This window comes from Simiduia aestuariiviva (genome assembly GCF_014192475.1).
In the GTDB taxonomy this organism is placed as follows: Bacteria; Pseudomonadota; Gammaproteobacteria; order Pseudomonadales; family Cellvibrionaceae; genus Simiduia; species Simiduia aestuariiviva.
In genome coordinates, this window is the sequence record NZ_JACHXZ010000001.1 from 1 (window position 1) to 13226 (window position 13226).

Annotated in this window: 17 protein-coding genes; 15 read left to right on the forward strand and 2 right to left on the reverse strand. The window is 44.9% G+C overall.

Translation table 11 applies throughout. The annotated features are described in order from the left end of the window. The first annotated feature begins 116 nt into the window (after positions 1–116). The 13 genes from FHS30_RS00005 to FHS30_RS00065 all read left to right on the forward strand — a co-directional run bounded on the left by FHS30_RS00005 (position 117) and on the right by FHS30_RS00065 (position 8005). Complete coding sequence (locus tag FHS30_RS00005) at positions 117–656, forward strand: hypothetical protein (RefSeq protein ID WP_183907179.1); 540 nt, start codon at positions 117–119, stop codon at positions 654–656. 421 nt (positions 657–1077) lie between these two features. After that, positions 1078–1425, forward strand: a complete 348-nt coding sequence (locus FHS30_RS00010) for a hypothetical protein (RefSeq protein WP_183907180.1) — start codon at positions 1078–1080, stop codon at positions 1423–1425. A 93-nt stretch (positions 1426–1518) separates the two neighbouring features. Beyond that, complete coding sequence (locus FHS30_RS00015; protein WP_183907181.1) at positions 1519–1971, forward strand: hypothetical protein; 453 nt, start codon at positions 1519–1521, stop codon at positions 1969–1971. A gap of 149 nt (positions 1972–2120) precedes the next feature. Beyond that, complete coding sequence (locus tag FHS30_RS00020) at positions 2121–2585, forward strand: hypothetical protein (RefSeq protein WP_183907182.1); 465 nt, start codon at positions 2121–2123, stop codon at positions 2583–2585. A 500-nt stretch (positions 2586–3085) separates the two neighbouring features. Then, positions 3086–3274, forward strand: a complete 189-nt coding sequence (locus FHS30_RS00025; RefSeq protein ID WP_183907183.1) for a hypothetical protein — start codon at positions 3086–3088, stop codon at positions 3272–3274. Positions 3275–3367: 93 nt separating this feature from the next. Further along, positions 3368–3724, forward strand: coding sequence for a hypothetical protein (locus tag FHS30_RS00030; protein WP_183907184.1), 357 nt, complete (start codon positions 3368–3370; stop codon positions 3722–3724). Further along, positions 3717–4229, forward strand: coding sequence for a DUF6714 family protein (locus FHS30_RS00035; RefSeq protein WP_183907185.1), 513 nt, complete (start codon positions 3717–3719; stop codon positions 4227–4229). Before FHS30_RS00030 ends, FHS30_RS00035 begins: the two co-directional genes overlap by 8 nt. Before the next feature lie 70 nt (positions 4230–4299). Further along, complete coding sequence (locus FHS30_RS00040) at positions 4300–4665, forward strand: hypothetical protein (protein ID WP_183907186.1); 366 nt, start codon at positions 4300–4302, stop codon at positions 4663–4665. 430 nt (positions 4666–5095) lie between these two features. Continuing rightward, on the forward strand, positions 5096–5368 hold the full coding sequence (locus FHS30_RS00045) for a hypothetical protein (RefSeq protein WP_183907187.1): 273 nt from the start codon (positions 5096–5098) through the stop codon (positions 5366–5368). Between the two features lie 66 nt (positions 5369–5434). Continuing rightward, a complete protein-coding gene (locus FHS30_RS00050) occupies positions 5435–5908 on the forward strand; it encodes a hypothetical protein (RefSeq protein WP_183907188.1) in 474 nt (157 codons plus the stop codon). Positions 5909–6024: 116 nt separating this feature from the next. Then, positions 6025–6486 (forward strand): hypothetical protein, encoded by a 462-nt coding sequence (locus FHS30_RS00055; RefSeq protein WP_183907189.1) that lies wholly within the window; start codon positions 6025–6027, stop codon positions 6484–6486. Positions 6487–6613: 127 nt separating this feature from the next. Next, entirely contained in the window at positions 6614–7201 is a 588-nt protein-coding gene (locus FHS30_RS00060; protein ID WP_183907190.1) for a hypothetical protein, read from the forward strand. A gap of 126 nt (positions 7202–7327) precedes the next feature. After that, on the forward strand, positions 7328–8005 hold the full coding sequence (locus FHS30_RS00065) for a hypothetical protein (RefSeq protein ID WP_221197106.1): 678 nt from the start codon (positions 7328–7330) through the stop codon (positions 8003–8005). Positions 8006–8212: 207 nt separating this feature from the next. Here the strand turns inward: FHS30_RS00065 and FHS30_RS00070 are convergent, their stop codons facing one another. Continuing rightward, a complete protein-coding gene (locus tag FHS30_RS00070; protein ID WP_183907191.1) occupies positions 8213–9202 on the reverse strand; it encodes a transposase in 990 nt (329 codons plus the stop codon). 272 nt (positions 9203–9474) lie between these two features. On the opposite strand from FHS30_RS00070, the gene FHS30_RS00075 reads away from it, so the two are divergent. Together FHS30_RS00075 and FHS30_RS00080 are read left to right on the forward strand one after the other, a co-directional pair. Then, positions 9475–9945, forward strand: coding sequence for a GNAT family N-acetyltransferase (locus tag FHS30_RS00075; RefSeq protein WP_183907192.1), 471 nt, complete (start codon positions 9475–9477; stop codon positions 9943–9945). 124 nt (positions 9946–10069) lie between these two features. Continuing rightward, positions 10070–10684 carry a MarC family protein gene (locus FHS30_RS00080; protein ID WP_183907193.1) on the forward strand — a complete coding sequence of 205 codons (615 nt, stop codon included), beginning with the start codon at positions 10070–10072 and terminating at the stop codon, positions 10682–10684. Between the two features lie 367 nt (positions 10685–11051). Here the strand turns inward: FHS30_RS00080 and FHS30_RS00085 are convergent, their stop codons facing one another. Next, on the reverse strand, positions 11052–13097 hold the full coding sequence (locus FHS30_RS00085) for an amidohydrolase family protein (RefSeq protein WP_183907194.1): 2046 nt from the start codon (positions 13095–13097) through the stop codon (positions 11052–11054). Positions 13098–13226 lie beyond the last annotated feature (129 nt).

Here is a 13226-nt window from a genome sequence, read left to right on the forward strand (position 1 = left end):
TGCCGCGAAAGACAAGGGCCTAACAATGCCAGCCAAAATCGTGCGCTTCGCGCACTGGACTCGCAACAAGTTGCTCGCCTTTGCTGGCGGCGTTAGATTTTTCACCAGGAGAAATTATGGAGTTCTTTAGTAAGGCGTTCGGTGCTATCGCAAGTCTCATCGCGATATTTTTTGTCATGCAAACGGTAACGGAAACCTGGACCGAATCAGTCGTATCTGATTATGAATACAAAGTGGCAATTAAAGATAAACTTGCTCTATCAGAAAAAGAAATTGATGATCTAAGAAGTAGGCTGGAGAATATTAAAAAAATGTCAGTGGATGTTTCTTCTGGAAATCCGGCTTACATGCTTGCAGCAAAAGTTGATGGAATCGCGGAAACAAATTCGAATCTTATGGGTAGGATTGAAACTATTGAGTCGGCCGCGGCAATTGACCCGGCCAAGCTGATATCACTAGCTCTAATTCAAAAAGACTTGGAATCACTGGATGAACGATTTTCTGAATTTAAAGAGGATCAAAAGGGTGAGCTATCTAGCATTTCATCAAGGGTGGACTCAATTATATATGGAATCTTAACCGTTGCCCTTGCCGTATTATCAATATCGTTACCGGCATTGGTAAGTTTCTTTAAGAAAAGCAAATCTAACAATTAAAGGCACAGGACGCGATAAAGCTGCGCCTGTGCTTTAGGCGTTATTGAGCCTTACCTTTTTTACGATAGGTAAGTAAAGGATTTGAATTCTAGCGCGTGCCACTGATCGGCATGCCAGCATCAAGGAATGTGCTGTATCACCATCGCAGTTCCTTTCTTGGTGCCAGTAGTTAGCTCGCAGTACTGTCCACGGCATCCCTGCATTGTGGGTTGCCCTAAGTGGGTTTCAAAAGGTTTCAGGTAAGGTATTCTTACCACTTAAATTGCCACTGGCTTCGCTACCGCTCCGCTTGCTAGCGTTGTAGTAGTTGCATACCGGCGGCCAATAACAAGCGGCTCTTGTGCGCCGCAAAATACGCGGCGGGACGGCCTACGCTACGCTCCGGCCGCCCCAAAGCCGGGCGTTATGAGGAGTAGGGAATTTGCATAGAACCAAGTGCAGTGCTTCGCCCTACATTTACTATATCGAATTAGATTCTGAAATCCCTATTCTCGAATCTGATATAGAAAGCTTCGTACAAGATATCAAGCAAGGGGTTGCAGTATACGGTTATACACCGAATATAATGATTTCAACTGATGAGCCATACGATTATTGGGATTCGGTTAAGAATCTATTTTTGAAAATGGATACAGGGAAGTTAGGGATTTGCACCGACCAAGAAGTTAGCGGTTTGGTCTCCAATCTTTTGCCCCTAAATTCTAATGTTTCTATTAAATCGTATGGATATTCAGAAAAAGATGAATGTGATAATTGGCTCAGTAAGTAGAAATCCTTCTCATAACAAGGGTGGCCAAGGCGCGGCTATCGCCGCTGGACTCGCTAAAGCTCGCCCTTGCCACCAGCGTTATGTATCACTCATATGAAACTCAATATTGAATATAAAGTAAAAGGAGCTGGCTGGGCAGAAGTGTCAATTTCTGATGGAACGAGGTCGGTAGATGCTGCCGTTTCATATATGCACGATAGCTTAAGTGAGCTTGCAGAAATGGCACTGTCAATAAAATCTGGCCACAGAGAAAGCAAAGTGGTTTTCATGGATGAGCCAGGAGAATTGCAGTTTTTGGTAAAAGTGGTCGGTGAAGAGGCAAGGTATGAGCTTCGTTGGTACAAGCATTGGGCTAGCTTGGGGATGGGATCCGAATCCAAATATGAGGTTGAGTTGAAGGGGCGTTGTCCCGCTTCACGAATTATTCATCAGATAACGAACGTATTGTGGGAAATATATGATGGCGTTGGCGAAGCAGGTTATAAAAAACTCTGGTGTCAGCATGAGTTCCCTGCGAGGCTTTATCATGAACTTAAAAATACATAACAAGTTGCTGCAGTACGTTCCGGCGCTTCGCGCCTCCACCGGACAGTCAAAGAGTTGCGCCTTTTGTGCATTTGCTTCGCAAAGTATCACACAAAAGCCACAACCCTTTGCCTGCCGCTGAGCAAGGCGTTACATTCCTATGAGAAACTATGCAAACGTATAAAAATAAGCCAGATGTATTGGAATTAGTTGTTGGTAAGACTTTCTTAACAATGGTCTCAATCAAGAATATTGAATATCCGTTTGGAAAAAGTAATGAGGAGTACTGTTACTTTAATGATGTTCTTATTGGTGAAATATCTGGTAGTGCTGAACTAGGGAAAGTTTACTACGAAGGCCTAAATACAAAATATGAAGGCAGAGTTGTAATAAAGTTAACACCCATGGTTTCAAAAAATGAATATTTACTCTGCCCTAAATATGATGATTTCAATAAAGCATTAAAAACCTTGCTAGATATGACTAATGATTTCACTCTGATTTGCGAGGCTGATTGTGATCAAAACAAAGTAAAAGAAGAGTCAGATTTGGAGAAAGTACTTCTTCAATTAAAAGGCTTCTGTATTGGTGAGCACTATGATTGCCCAACATTTATTCAACGAAACGAAATGTAACAAGTTTGTGCACAGGACTTAATTTCCGTTACACTTTTTGCCATTGCTTCGCAATTATACGGCAAAAGGCTCCACTACAATTAAGCATGTGACAAAGGCGTTATTGAGCCAAACCTTTTTCAGGATAAATAGGCTAAGGGATTGAATCCAAGTGCGTGCCATTGATCGGCATGCCGGCATCAGGGAATGTGCTGTATCACCATCGCAGTTCCTTTCCTGGTGCCAGTAGTTAGCCTTCAGTGTTGGCCAAGGCATGCCAAAATTATGGTTTGCCCTAAGTGGGTTTCAAAAGGTGTCAGGTAAGGTATTCTTGCCATTAAACCAGCCACTGGCTGCGCGATCGCTCCGCTTAACAGCGTTGTAGCAAGTGCAAGCCGTGGCTCCAATAACAAGCGGCTCTTGTACGCCGCTAAATACGCGGCGGGACGGCCTACGCTATGCTCCGGCCGCCCCAAAGCCGGGCGTTATGTGTTGATGCAGATCGATGAAAGGGTACGCTAATGTACGGTAAGGGTTATATTTATGGTCTTGGCGCAGCTTTCATTTTGTGGCTTGTAATCAGCCAAATAGATAAGCGTTATTACAAAAAGAAGCTTGAATTACTCAGAAAGCAACTCGGAAAAAGGGAGGAGCAAGCGAAAAAGCCTGTAGAAGATGGCTTGTCCAAAACTGAAGATACAAGCAAATGATCAAGACTACACATAACAAACGCAACCAAAACGGGCCGCCGCCCTCGACTCGCTCCGCTCGCGTTTGTTGCGGGCGTTATGCACTTAAAGCACATGGATGAAGATAAATTAGTACTGATCGGACTGGAAGTCTGTAGGCTTCTTCATGGCGGGAGATATGGCGATATTGCGAACCAATATGGGTATGCGGTAGCAATTGATCAAAGTGCAGCCGACGCAATCGAAGAGGATTATACAAAAGCCGTTTTAGAGTCAGGATATGATGGTTCCTCCAAAGCTGATGTGTCCGTCAAGCGATTTGGGAAAAGTTCTACTGGGATAAAAGCACTGATAGAGTGCGACCTAATTGGAAAGAATGGATCAGGGATTTTGGTGGAGTTGATTCTATCTGCTACGGGTGTTGTATATCTTGAGCAAGTATCCAGTTACGGGAGAGAAGCAGATGCATAACAAACGCAAGCATCCGACTCGCTACGCTCCCGGCTGTTGCGGGCGTTATGCAGAATTAGACATGGACTGGATTAACGAAGCGAAGCGGATATTCCGCATAGAAAAGCCCGAGCACTTCACTAATTACACACACTGTGAAGAATGCGAGGAGCACGATCAAACTTTAAATAGATCGACTATTGATTCGATCGGTTTAGATGAATTGGGCAATCCTGGCTGGAACCCAATTTGCTTTTCCTCAGTGGAAGGTAAGAAATACTACATGCCATCGTTTATCCGCTTAAGCTTGGAAACGATGCATAGTGAGTTCTACTTGGGTCAGCTACTTTCTTGCCTTGAAGGAGATGGCAAGGAGAATAAATTATACTGTGCTTGCAATGCTGAGCAGCGTAGCTTCATCACAGATTTTATTGAGTACATCATATTGCATCACACTGAGCAACTTGAGGCCAATGGTTGTGAAATGGAAGCCCTAAAAGTTCAAGGAATTTGGTCAAATGCATAACAAACGCAACCAAAACGGGCTATCGCCCTCGACTTGCTACGCTCGCGTTTGTTGCGGGCGTTAAGAGTTTATGAGGCCAGCAGTAAAACTAATAGATAAATATCTTGCGAAGGAAAAGCTTCGTAATGTATTGAGTATTTGTTTTGTTGTTATTCCGCTGTTGGCTACGGTCGTTTACCTAGTTCTAGAAAGCAGGGGTAGGGATTTCACCATCTATCAAGTTGAGGGAGAAATTCTTGAATTGGCTGCAATGCAAAGTAAGTATAAGCACTACTATAGCTATAAGGTGCGCTTGGATTCTGGAAAAATTGTTCTTGCTACTTCACCTGGAATGATAAGTTTCACTCCAGGTGATAGATTTAAGCTTGAGAAAATCGAGACTTTAAGTAAAGAAAGATACCTCTACTCAATAGCTGGAAAGTCAAATGGCTCTTAACAAACGCAACCAAACCGGCCTATCGGCCTCGACTCGCTACGCTCGCGTTTGTTGCGGGCGTTATGTTGAAAGGGCTCGATGAAGAAGATTAGTGTTAGGCATTTTGCGTCGAAGACCGTTCCATATAGAAGGACAGTGGACTGGGAATCTTCCCTAGTCGAAATTTTCGTAGGTTTAATGCTGGGTGTCTTTGCCTGGATTGGATACTCAGGTGGCCTAGGCCTGCTATTTGTACTTTGTGCTATTGGTCTAATTATTTGTTTGTTATCTTTTCTTCACCGCGTTTATCTTTGGGTAAGGTATGGTTGGCAAAGCTAGTTCAAACATAACAAGCGGTTCTAGTCACCGCACAAAAAACGTGCGGCTGGGACGGCCTACGCTGACGCTCCGGCCGCCCCTAAACCGGGCGTTAGTAGCTAAAAGACTGAACATGAATCATACAGAGTGTGTGGCCAATACAGAGTCAGTTTTAATTGGACTGTCTGAAGTAGCGAATGTCCCATATATAAAGGGCGACTTCTCTCGCTTTGAAGATGAATTTGTGAGCTCTGGCCAGGAAGAAGCACGTTTCATTCTGAAAGACGGTGGTTTTGAAATATCAGTTCTTTTGGAGAAGTATGAGGGCTACTTTTTTGTATCCATAGCTGGTGAAGGTGAACGATTTGAAAAAGCCAGAGACTATCTTGTCTCAAGTAGGAGTTGAGGCTACTAACAAACGCAGGCAGGCGACGCAAAATGCGCGCGCCTGCTACCGGCGTTATGCAAAATCATGAACACAGAGAAGTTACTAATTGAAATTGATAAGTCATTCCCGTTTGTGAAAAAACCGCAAGGGCTTGAGTTGTCATTTCATAAAGATGATTGTCCGCATTGTTACTACTTGCGTAATGATATGGAGAAATATAGCGAGCAAATACCCAAAGATGGGTTGAGGTGGCTACACAATGAGCTGTCCTGTCTTTCCTCGAAAGGATTACTTTGGGTGCTGCCATCACTACTGAGATATTGTGTCCAAGCGAACGATACGTATGATGGTTTGGAAACGGAATTTCTTATTTATCATTTATCTCCAGACCTAAAATACCAAAAAGATGCTATTAAGCAGCTTTCCTTGTTTTCTAAAGAGCAAGTTGGCTGTTTAAAAATGTTTCTAGATTGGTGTAAAAATCATGAACACTGGTCCGAATACTGCTGTGAAGAGATTAGTCGGGCCATTATGTTTTTGGAAGGTGTAAATGCATAACAAAGCTGTCATTGGGACATTTTTTGCTGCGCTCCGTTTTGGGGTGGCTTCGCCACTGTACCCCAAAACTCCACTACACAAAAATGCCCCATACAGCGGCGTTAAGTGTAATAAGCATGAAGCTAAGTATTGAAGAGTTTGTTAAAACCGGGAAGTTTGGTCCAGTCCAAATTGGAATGTCGAAACCGGAAATAATTGAATTTCTTGGTGAGGCCGACTCTGATAACGATATGGATCAAAACGGATCTATCTTAATATATGGATGGTATGAGCTATTTATAAATTCCGAAGATAGATTGTACTCGATACAAAATGATAACTATGATCCGAAATACCCGGAAACATATATCTTTCAAAATAGTAAATTCGAAATCGATCCATGGATTTTGAATAATAGCACCTGCCAAAATATAGAGAGTATTTCCAGTAAACTAAAAAACAGCGGCATAAGATTTTGTTTAGAGGAATACTATGGTCGCATCGTTATTAAAGCAGATAGCGGAGTCATTATTGACTTCGAGGAAGATGAAAACGAAATCGGCCTTCGGGAGCTAATTGGAATAAGATATTGGCCATAGTAAAAACACTTAACAAAGCAACCCAGCGCCCACAAACCGCAAAAAGCGCGGTTTGTGGTGGACTCGCTACACGTTTTTTCGCTCGCCGCTGGTTGCGGCGTTATGCAATATAGGAGAACTTACCAAGATGGGAAGAATGGTTTGCCTTTTCATTATGATATTTTTGATATCCTGTTCAAACAAAGAAGGTTATCGCTGTGAAAAAAGGAATGTTTGTCCGGAAGGCGCTCTTTTTGAGGCAAAAACTGCTTTGCGTAAAAAAGATATGATGGCTTTTTTTGAAACAATCACTGATAAAGAGGTTAGGGCTAAGTTAAAAAATTCTATTGGTTTGTGTTCTTCTCTAAAGTTGGATCAAGTTAAAAAATACGGTTATAAAGAATCTACGGACTGTGAGTTGATTCTAAATAACTATGGATGGATTGAACCAGAATATCAGCATCCTAGCGAAATAACTGGGCTTTGGGAGTCGGCAATAATGAGAATATCAGAACCCAGGAAAATGCTGTATGAGTTGGAAATAAATCATCGTAAACATTCTAATGCTTCAAGTTTTGTGTGGCGTTACCTAGAGCCTGTAAAAATTATAGAAACTGTAGAGGATGGAAATACCGCTTATTCAGTAGTGGATTGGGGCGGAGAAAAAACTAAGCTACTTTATTATAATACTGAAGCCGGCTGGCAGTTCGAGCAAGCGCCATGGGAAGCGTACTAGTGCATAACAATGCCCATCAGGCTCGCCCGCAAGCGGGCTGGACCTCCGTTCCGGCGCTCGTTTTGCGGTCGTCGCTAACGCTACCGCAAAACAATCACCTCCACTGCGGCCCCTGTGGGCGGCGTTATGCGTAAAGGAGCATCATCGTTGAAATCTCTTTCCAATCAAATAGACGAGATTTTGCTGGAACCAATGGTGATTCCAGATGCTTTCGAAAAACTCTTCAGTTGGATTGAAAGGAATGGCTTCTACGAAGACACTGAAGATGGAAGGATTGGATATTTATATCCAATAAGCAAGCTTCGATCTGAGTGGGGCGATAATGAAAGACCAGGAGGGACTCTGGTAGAGTTTTACGCTGAGAAAGACAGCGATTTAATGTATTTCATAAATGAAGAAACTAAAGGTCGACTTCGGGTCTTTGCCAGAACCGGTGGTGATGGATCAATGGCTGCGTTTTGGATTGACGATGAAGGGAATCAAAAAATTGTGCATATAGGCTCCGGCTCCGGTTCTATGCTTGCCTGTGTTTTGTGTGATAACCCTCTGGATTTTTTGAGGCTTATTGCTATCGGATACGACGAAATTTGCTGGAATGACGAGTTTGAGTACACCCCTAGTGAAAGTTTCAAGAAAAACAATTTTGCGGTTCAGCCAAATCTAAAATTTCAAGATTGGCTGATTCAAGAGTTCCAAACTTCCATTCCAAGAAAGGCTATTGAAATAGTTAAAGAGCCTGCGGAATTTGGAGATAAAGATTCTAGCGATCCCTTCTGTAAGTGGTTGATCGAAAATGACGCATAACAAACAGCTCAATCAAAATCACAAGGACAGCCACATTTAAAAATCACTCTTCAAATTCATTAAAAAATGGGCGCATGACTTGCATCCACTTCAGTAATCAGCTGTTTTGAACGCGCAATGGAATTTGAATTGCTAAAAGGGCAATCTCAGGACGTCACGAAACCCCGTGATCGGTAGGAATAATATTGAGTAGATATTGTGTCCGCTTCAGCTAAGCAATCGGCAATTACTGAGCCCTGGGATTCGCTGATACCCCAATTTATGACATGCTTGCTTCAGCTTATAGACCCCGCCAACCAATCCCTTAAATCGACTTTCAAACTGTGTAGCACTGTAGATCCAATGCTTAGGATCTATGTTGAGCCGCTCCAAAATTGGAGGTAGTTCTGCGTCGATAGCACCCCGTTTGTTTACGCGTATTTGCTTGCCTGTCCAATCCAGAAGTTCCAGATAGTCGGTTAATCGAAAAGGTAATCCGGCGGGCATATCCTGCCTGGGGTTTCCCACAAAGGGTCTGAGTGATTTTGGCTGTTGCTGGTGATGATTGGGGCTGTGGGCGCGTTTGGCTTTAGTGATGCGCTGTTTCGCGCTAGTGTAATCTGACTGCTCCGGTGTCTTTGCCATTTTCGCTCTGATGGGATTTAAGTCTACATAGGCCATGCAGGCGGCTAACGCTTTTTCATCTAGCAGTGCTTGGGATTTGAAACGGCCTTCCCAGAAACGGCCGGTGCATTGATCCTCATGATTTGCCTCACGCGCTATAGCTTCATTTATCTGGCGCATAAACCAGCTGATATCCGCAAGTCGGTTGCGCCACACGTCCACACAGGTCTTCAATACATCGCGTTCGGCCTGTGTTAGTGATTTTCCTTTGATGTGGCGTTGACTAAATAGGTTTCCTTTGAAAAGCATATGCCAGCGTTGAATCACCTCTTCCGTTGTCCACGCATCAGATTGCGCGGCATCGATCTCTAGAACTAGGTGGTAGTGATTGGACATGACGGCATAGGCACATACATGAATTGCAAAGATCTGCGGCAAGGCGAGAATTTTGTCTTCTATCCATTGTCGCCTGTGTTCAAAGTTATTGCCTTGAGAATCTATGCCGCATAGAAAGCTTCTGCGCACGCAGCGCGAGACGATATGGTAATAGGGCGTTGTGGCTGCATCTATCAGTTGCTTGCGCGGCTTAGTCATCCTTGATCTCCGGCTTGTTGAAGTGCATTTATAGCGAACAAACGGCGTGTCGCCCACGGTCTATTAGTATGGTTTTAGGCTTGCGGTTTAATGATAACTGCTTATGATGGATGTCCTAGTAAGAAGAGCGTGAGTCTTAACTTATTCGTTGGCGAAAAATACGCTCAACACTAAAAAGGTACATTTATAACCATACAAATTTAGCCTGTATAGCGACGCTGGGATCGAGGCCCGCTACACTCGGCTGCTACCAAAGGCGTCAAAGAAAACCAATGAAAATTTCGTATTTAGCTGACAATCCTAAAGATGCCAAACTGATAGCGAAGTGGTACTTCGATGAATGGGGGCACACCATTCCCTCAATTACTGAAGAAATGGTTCTTAAAAAAGTGTCCTTAAAGGCAAAAAATCGCATTGATTTTCCTTTGATAATTACTATCCATGAAAATCAGGATTTAGTAGCTGCAGCCGAGCTTAAATTTCGTGAGCACATAGATTACCCCCAATACGAACATTGGGTGGGTGGGGTGTACGTGGTAAAAAACAAGCGCGGCAAGGGTTATGCAAAGGCGCTAGTATCTAAGGCACAGGAACATGTTGCGGCCTTAAAGATTGAGCACTTGTATCTTCAGTGCGAAGATCACAATAAAGGGCTGTATGAAAAACTGGGCTTCAAGCCCATTCACGCAGCAGTGCACAACGGCGTTGAAACTACAATTTACGTTTATAAAGCAACCACTTAACGAGGCGCCCGACATCGCCAGCAACACTGGCAGGACACTGGCAAGACACTGGCAGGACAAGTGTATCGGAAAGGCGACACTGTAACCCAACTTAGCCGCTGCAACCCAATTTGATAGGTGACGCATGGTTGAAAAGTTTCTACAAGATGCGCTAATTATCTGGGCGACCATTGACCCGATTGGCACAATGGCTATATTCGTCTCCATTACCGCTGAATTGAGCGCACAAGAACGTCAGCAAGCTGCAAAGCGAACTGTTCTCTATGCAGGAGCAGTATTGATAGGTGCCATTGTTATAGGGCAGCTTCTACTGACCGCAATGGGAATTCGCTTGATTTCGCTTCAACTAGGCGGCGGGATTATCCTATTCCTGTTCGGCCTCCAAATGATTTTCGGCGCGCCCTATCAAAAGTTGAAACAAGATCCCAATCACGATATGGCGGTATTCCCACTTGCCATTCCAGGTACGGCAACGCCGGGCGCCATTTTGGCCGTCATACTATTAACTGACAATCATATTCATCCTATCCCGGTGCAGGTTGGAACAGCACTAATTACTATCGCAATATTGTTTGTAACGTGGCTGTTGTTAAGCTTTTCGCAAAAAATTCTCAGCGTGATAGGTAATGCGGGTGCAGCGATTCTGACAAAAGTGATGGGTATGATTTTGGCGGCGCTATCGGTTGAATTGGTGATGAATGCCATTGGTGTAGAGCAGTGGCTCAAGGCCACGTCGTAATCGCGCTAGCAAGAAGTTAGGCTAATCGAGCAAGGGCGTTCAATTTGGCAGCACTTATTCTGTTAGCACTGCTTGGCACATTCCCTGTAGGTGAGCGACGAACAGTTACAGTCTTGGGCGCCGCTTGACCCTACGTCCATTCTAGCAGTCAATTAAATTAAGCCGGCACCAACGATTCCATTGGGTCGCTAAATTAAGGACTGTATCAATCAAGTGAGTATGTGCAAACCGAAGTGCACGCGATTTTCGTTGCACTTCGGCTGAGGAAAAAACAATGATCCAACTGCCAGCAGTTGCAATGTTTAGCAGAACATCATATTTATGACAGGCGAATGAAGATCAACTCTTACCTGCCAAGGAATCATGTTCACTGTGGTAAATACACCTTGGGCTTTTCCGTAAACGGCCGAATACCAAACTCGGGATACACGTCGGTGGGAAAATAGTAGCGTCCATCGCTCGCCACCAATGAAATGGTTTTTATTGCTTTAATGTCTTGGGTTGGATCGCCAGGCACCAAGAAAAAGTCTGCCAGCTTGCCAACTTCAATACTGCCTAACTCATCGCCATAGCCCAAATACTTAGCCATATCGTAAGAACCGCGGCGCACAGCCTCGGCTGGGGTCATGCCAATTTGAGTGAACAATTCTAACTCGCGATGCAATTTAAATGCCCCGCCCATGTCGGTGCCCGGCACAATAAAAATGCCGCGCTTATGCATCAGGCTCAGAGTTTCGATAATTTTATCAAACGCCTGAAGGTAGGCTTGATCTTCTTGCTCATCGGCGACATTTAATAGGGCAACTTTGGCGTCGCGCTGCACGCCGATGGGCATGTGGTCCACATAGTCGCGCATGTCCCGGCGCACTTCACCGTTGCGGCCAGTCAGGCCGAACTCATGGATCACCATGGTTGGGTCCACGGCAATGTTTTTACTCACCATCGTATCCAGGGTTTTTTGAACCGCCGGAGCATTTAAATCCAAATCTACAAAACGCTTCATACCGGTTATGCGAAACAGCGTGCGCGTATCTTCTTTGCGGTCCAGCACCCAACTCAGCATCACTTGATTAATATGCGTAATTTCATCGTAACCTGCGGCAATCATTTCATCGGCTTTAGAAAAAGCAGGAATATGGCCTGCTACGCGCATGCCGTGCTTTTTGGCCTCTGCGGCCATGGCCGGCACCCAGTCGCCATTGATTGAACTGTATATTTTAATTTGATGATAGCCACCACGCGCCGCATAGTCGTTGACAAGCTGCACGGCCTGCTCTTGACTACTGGCCTTTTCGCCGGTCGCACTGCTGAATTCGCTGTCGCCTTCAATAAATCCGCTTTTGGTGATGCGCGGGCCGATAATCTGGCCGCTGGCTATTTTCTCAATCAGCGGTTCGATAACGTCGATTTCGTTGCCCATATCGCGCACCGACGTCACGCCGGCCAACACATTAAAAATGGCGTGGTCGTCGCTCATGTGGCCGTGCATTTCATACAAGCCTGGAATCAAAGTGCCACCTTGGCCGTCGATGATCACTTCGTTTTTACCGCGCGTGTTAGGTGAATCAATGGCGATGATTTTATTGTCACGAGTCAATACTGACTTTGGTTCGCTTAGGCTGAGCGTCTGCGGTTCAAATATACGCACATTGACAATGCGTACGGGCCGATCAAAATCATGGGTCATGCGCTTGGCAATATTTTCGAAACGGCTGGCATTGGCGCTAGTGGCAAACTCGCGAAACAGCTGGTCGTTTTGCTCAAAGCCAGTTTTCGCCAACACAAAGCGAGGCGATATACGTGCAATCATTTCGCCTGTTTGAGAAAACACTAAATAGTCCGGTGCTAATTCAATACCACTTAGGGCGTAGACAACGCCCGTTTTTGTGCCATCCAATGATTGCAGCGCAATTTCGCCCATTTTTTTCAGGCTCAACTCGCCACTGGGCAATGCTGCCATGGTAGATGTTTTGTTTTTGAGCATGGCATTTGCGTAGATAAAGGGTGCGTAGACGCTGGCATTTTGCGCTACGTAGATAGCCGAGTCGGCATAGCCTGCGCGGCCCTCGCCGGCGGCAGAGCGCCATTGCGCAACGCCTGCGTCGTTAACAAATGTCTCGTCTATTTCGTTGCCAAAGGTGGTATTGCCCACAATCTGCCACTGCTGGGGAATACCCTGTGAGTCCAACTGAACAGTCTCCTGGGTCTCTGGGCCCCGACCGTTATTGCTGATCTTCATGGCGATCTCAACGCGATTGCCCTGTTCTGTGACATTTACGTAGCCCACGTTCGAGCCGCCATAGAGCGCCACAAAGGACGTTGTGCTGGCATTATCTGGTGAGTGCTGTGACGCCTGCTGAATACAGGCGGCAAGGCCGAGAGAGAAAAGCAGTATGAGTAGGTGGCGAACCATCGTGATTTCCTTACCTGTTGGCTTTATGGGTACTGATACTAGTGCATTTTTGCGCAGAGTAGTAACGGCACTGAAATATTCAGGCTTCACAAACTGCCATAAAAAAGCCGCGCAGGGGCGCGGCTTTTT

Excerpts from the sequence above, each read along its gene's own strand:
- FHS30_RS00065 (WP_221197106.1), top strand. The coding sequence starts at position 7,328 with ATGCGTAAAGGAGCATCATCGTTGAAATCTCTTTCCAATCAAATAGAC.
- FHS30_RS00080 (WP_183907193.1), top strand. The coding sequence starts at position 10,070 with ATGGTTGAAAAGTTTCTACAAGATGCGCTAATTATCTGGGCGACCATT.
- FHS30_RS00075 (WP_183907192.1), top strand. The coding sequence starts at position 9,475 with ATGAAAATTTCGTATTTAGCTGACAATCCTAAAGATGCCAAACTGATA.
- FHS30_RS00035 (WP_183907185.1), top strand. The coding sequence starts at position 3,717 with ATGCATAACAAACGCAAGCATCCGACTCGCTACGCTCCCGGCTGTTGC.
- FHS30_RS00045 (WP_183907187.1), top strand. The coding sequence starts at position 5,096 with ATGAATCATACAGAGTGTGTGGCCAATACAGAGTCAGTTTTAATTGGA.
- FHS30_RS00025 (WP_183907183.1), top strand. The coding sequence starts at position 3,086 with ATGTACGGTAAGGGTTATATTTATGGTCTTGGCGCAGCTTTCATTTTG.
- FHS30_RS00050 (WP_183907188.1), top strand. The coding sequence starts at position 5,435 with ATGAACACAGAGAAGTTACTAATTGAAATTGATAAGTCATTCCCGTTT.
- FHS30_RS00030 (WP_183907184.1), top strand. The coding sequence starts at position 3,368 with ATGGATGAAGATAAATTAGTACTGATCGGACTGGAAGTCTGTAGGCTT.
- FHS30_RS00055 (WP_183907189.1), top strand. The coding sequence starts at position 6,025 with ATGAAGCTAAGTATTGAAGAGTTTGTTAAAACCGGGAAGTTTGGTCCA.
- FHS30_RS00085 (WP_183907194.1), bottom strand. The coding sequence starts at position 13,097 with ATGGTTCGCCACCTACTCATACTGCTTTTCTCTCTCGGCCTTGCCGCC.
- FHS30_RS00015 (WP_183907181.1), top strand. The coding sequence starts at position 1,519 with ATGAAACTCAATATTGAATATAAAGTAAAAGGAGCTGGCTGGGCAGAA.
- FHS30_RS00040 (WP_183907186.1), top strand. The coding sequence starts at position 4,300 with ATGAGGCCAGCAGTAAAACTAATAGATAAATATCTTGCGAAGGAAAAG.
- FHS30_RS00070 (WP_183907191.1), bottom strand. The coding sequence starts at position 9,202 with ATGACTAAGCCGCGCAAGCAACTGATAGATGCAGCCACAACGCCCTAT.
- FHS30_RS00005 (WP_183907179.1), top strand. The coding sequence starts at position 117 with ATGGAGTTCTTTAGTAAGGCGTTCGGTGCTATCGCAAGTCTCATCGCG.
- FHS30_RS00060 (WP_183907190.1), top strand. The coding sequence starts at position 6,614 with ATGGGAAGAATGGTTTGCCTTTTCATTATGATATTTTTGATATCCTGT.
- FHS30_RS00020 (WP_183907182.1), top strand. The coding sequence starts at position 2,121 with ATGCAAACGTATAAAAATAAGCCAGATGTATTGGAATTAGTTGTTGGT.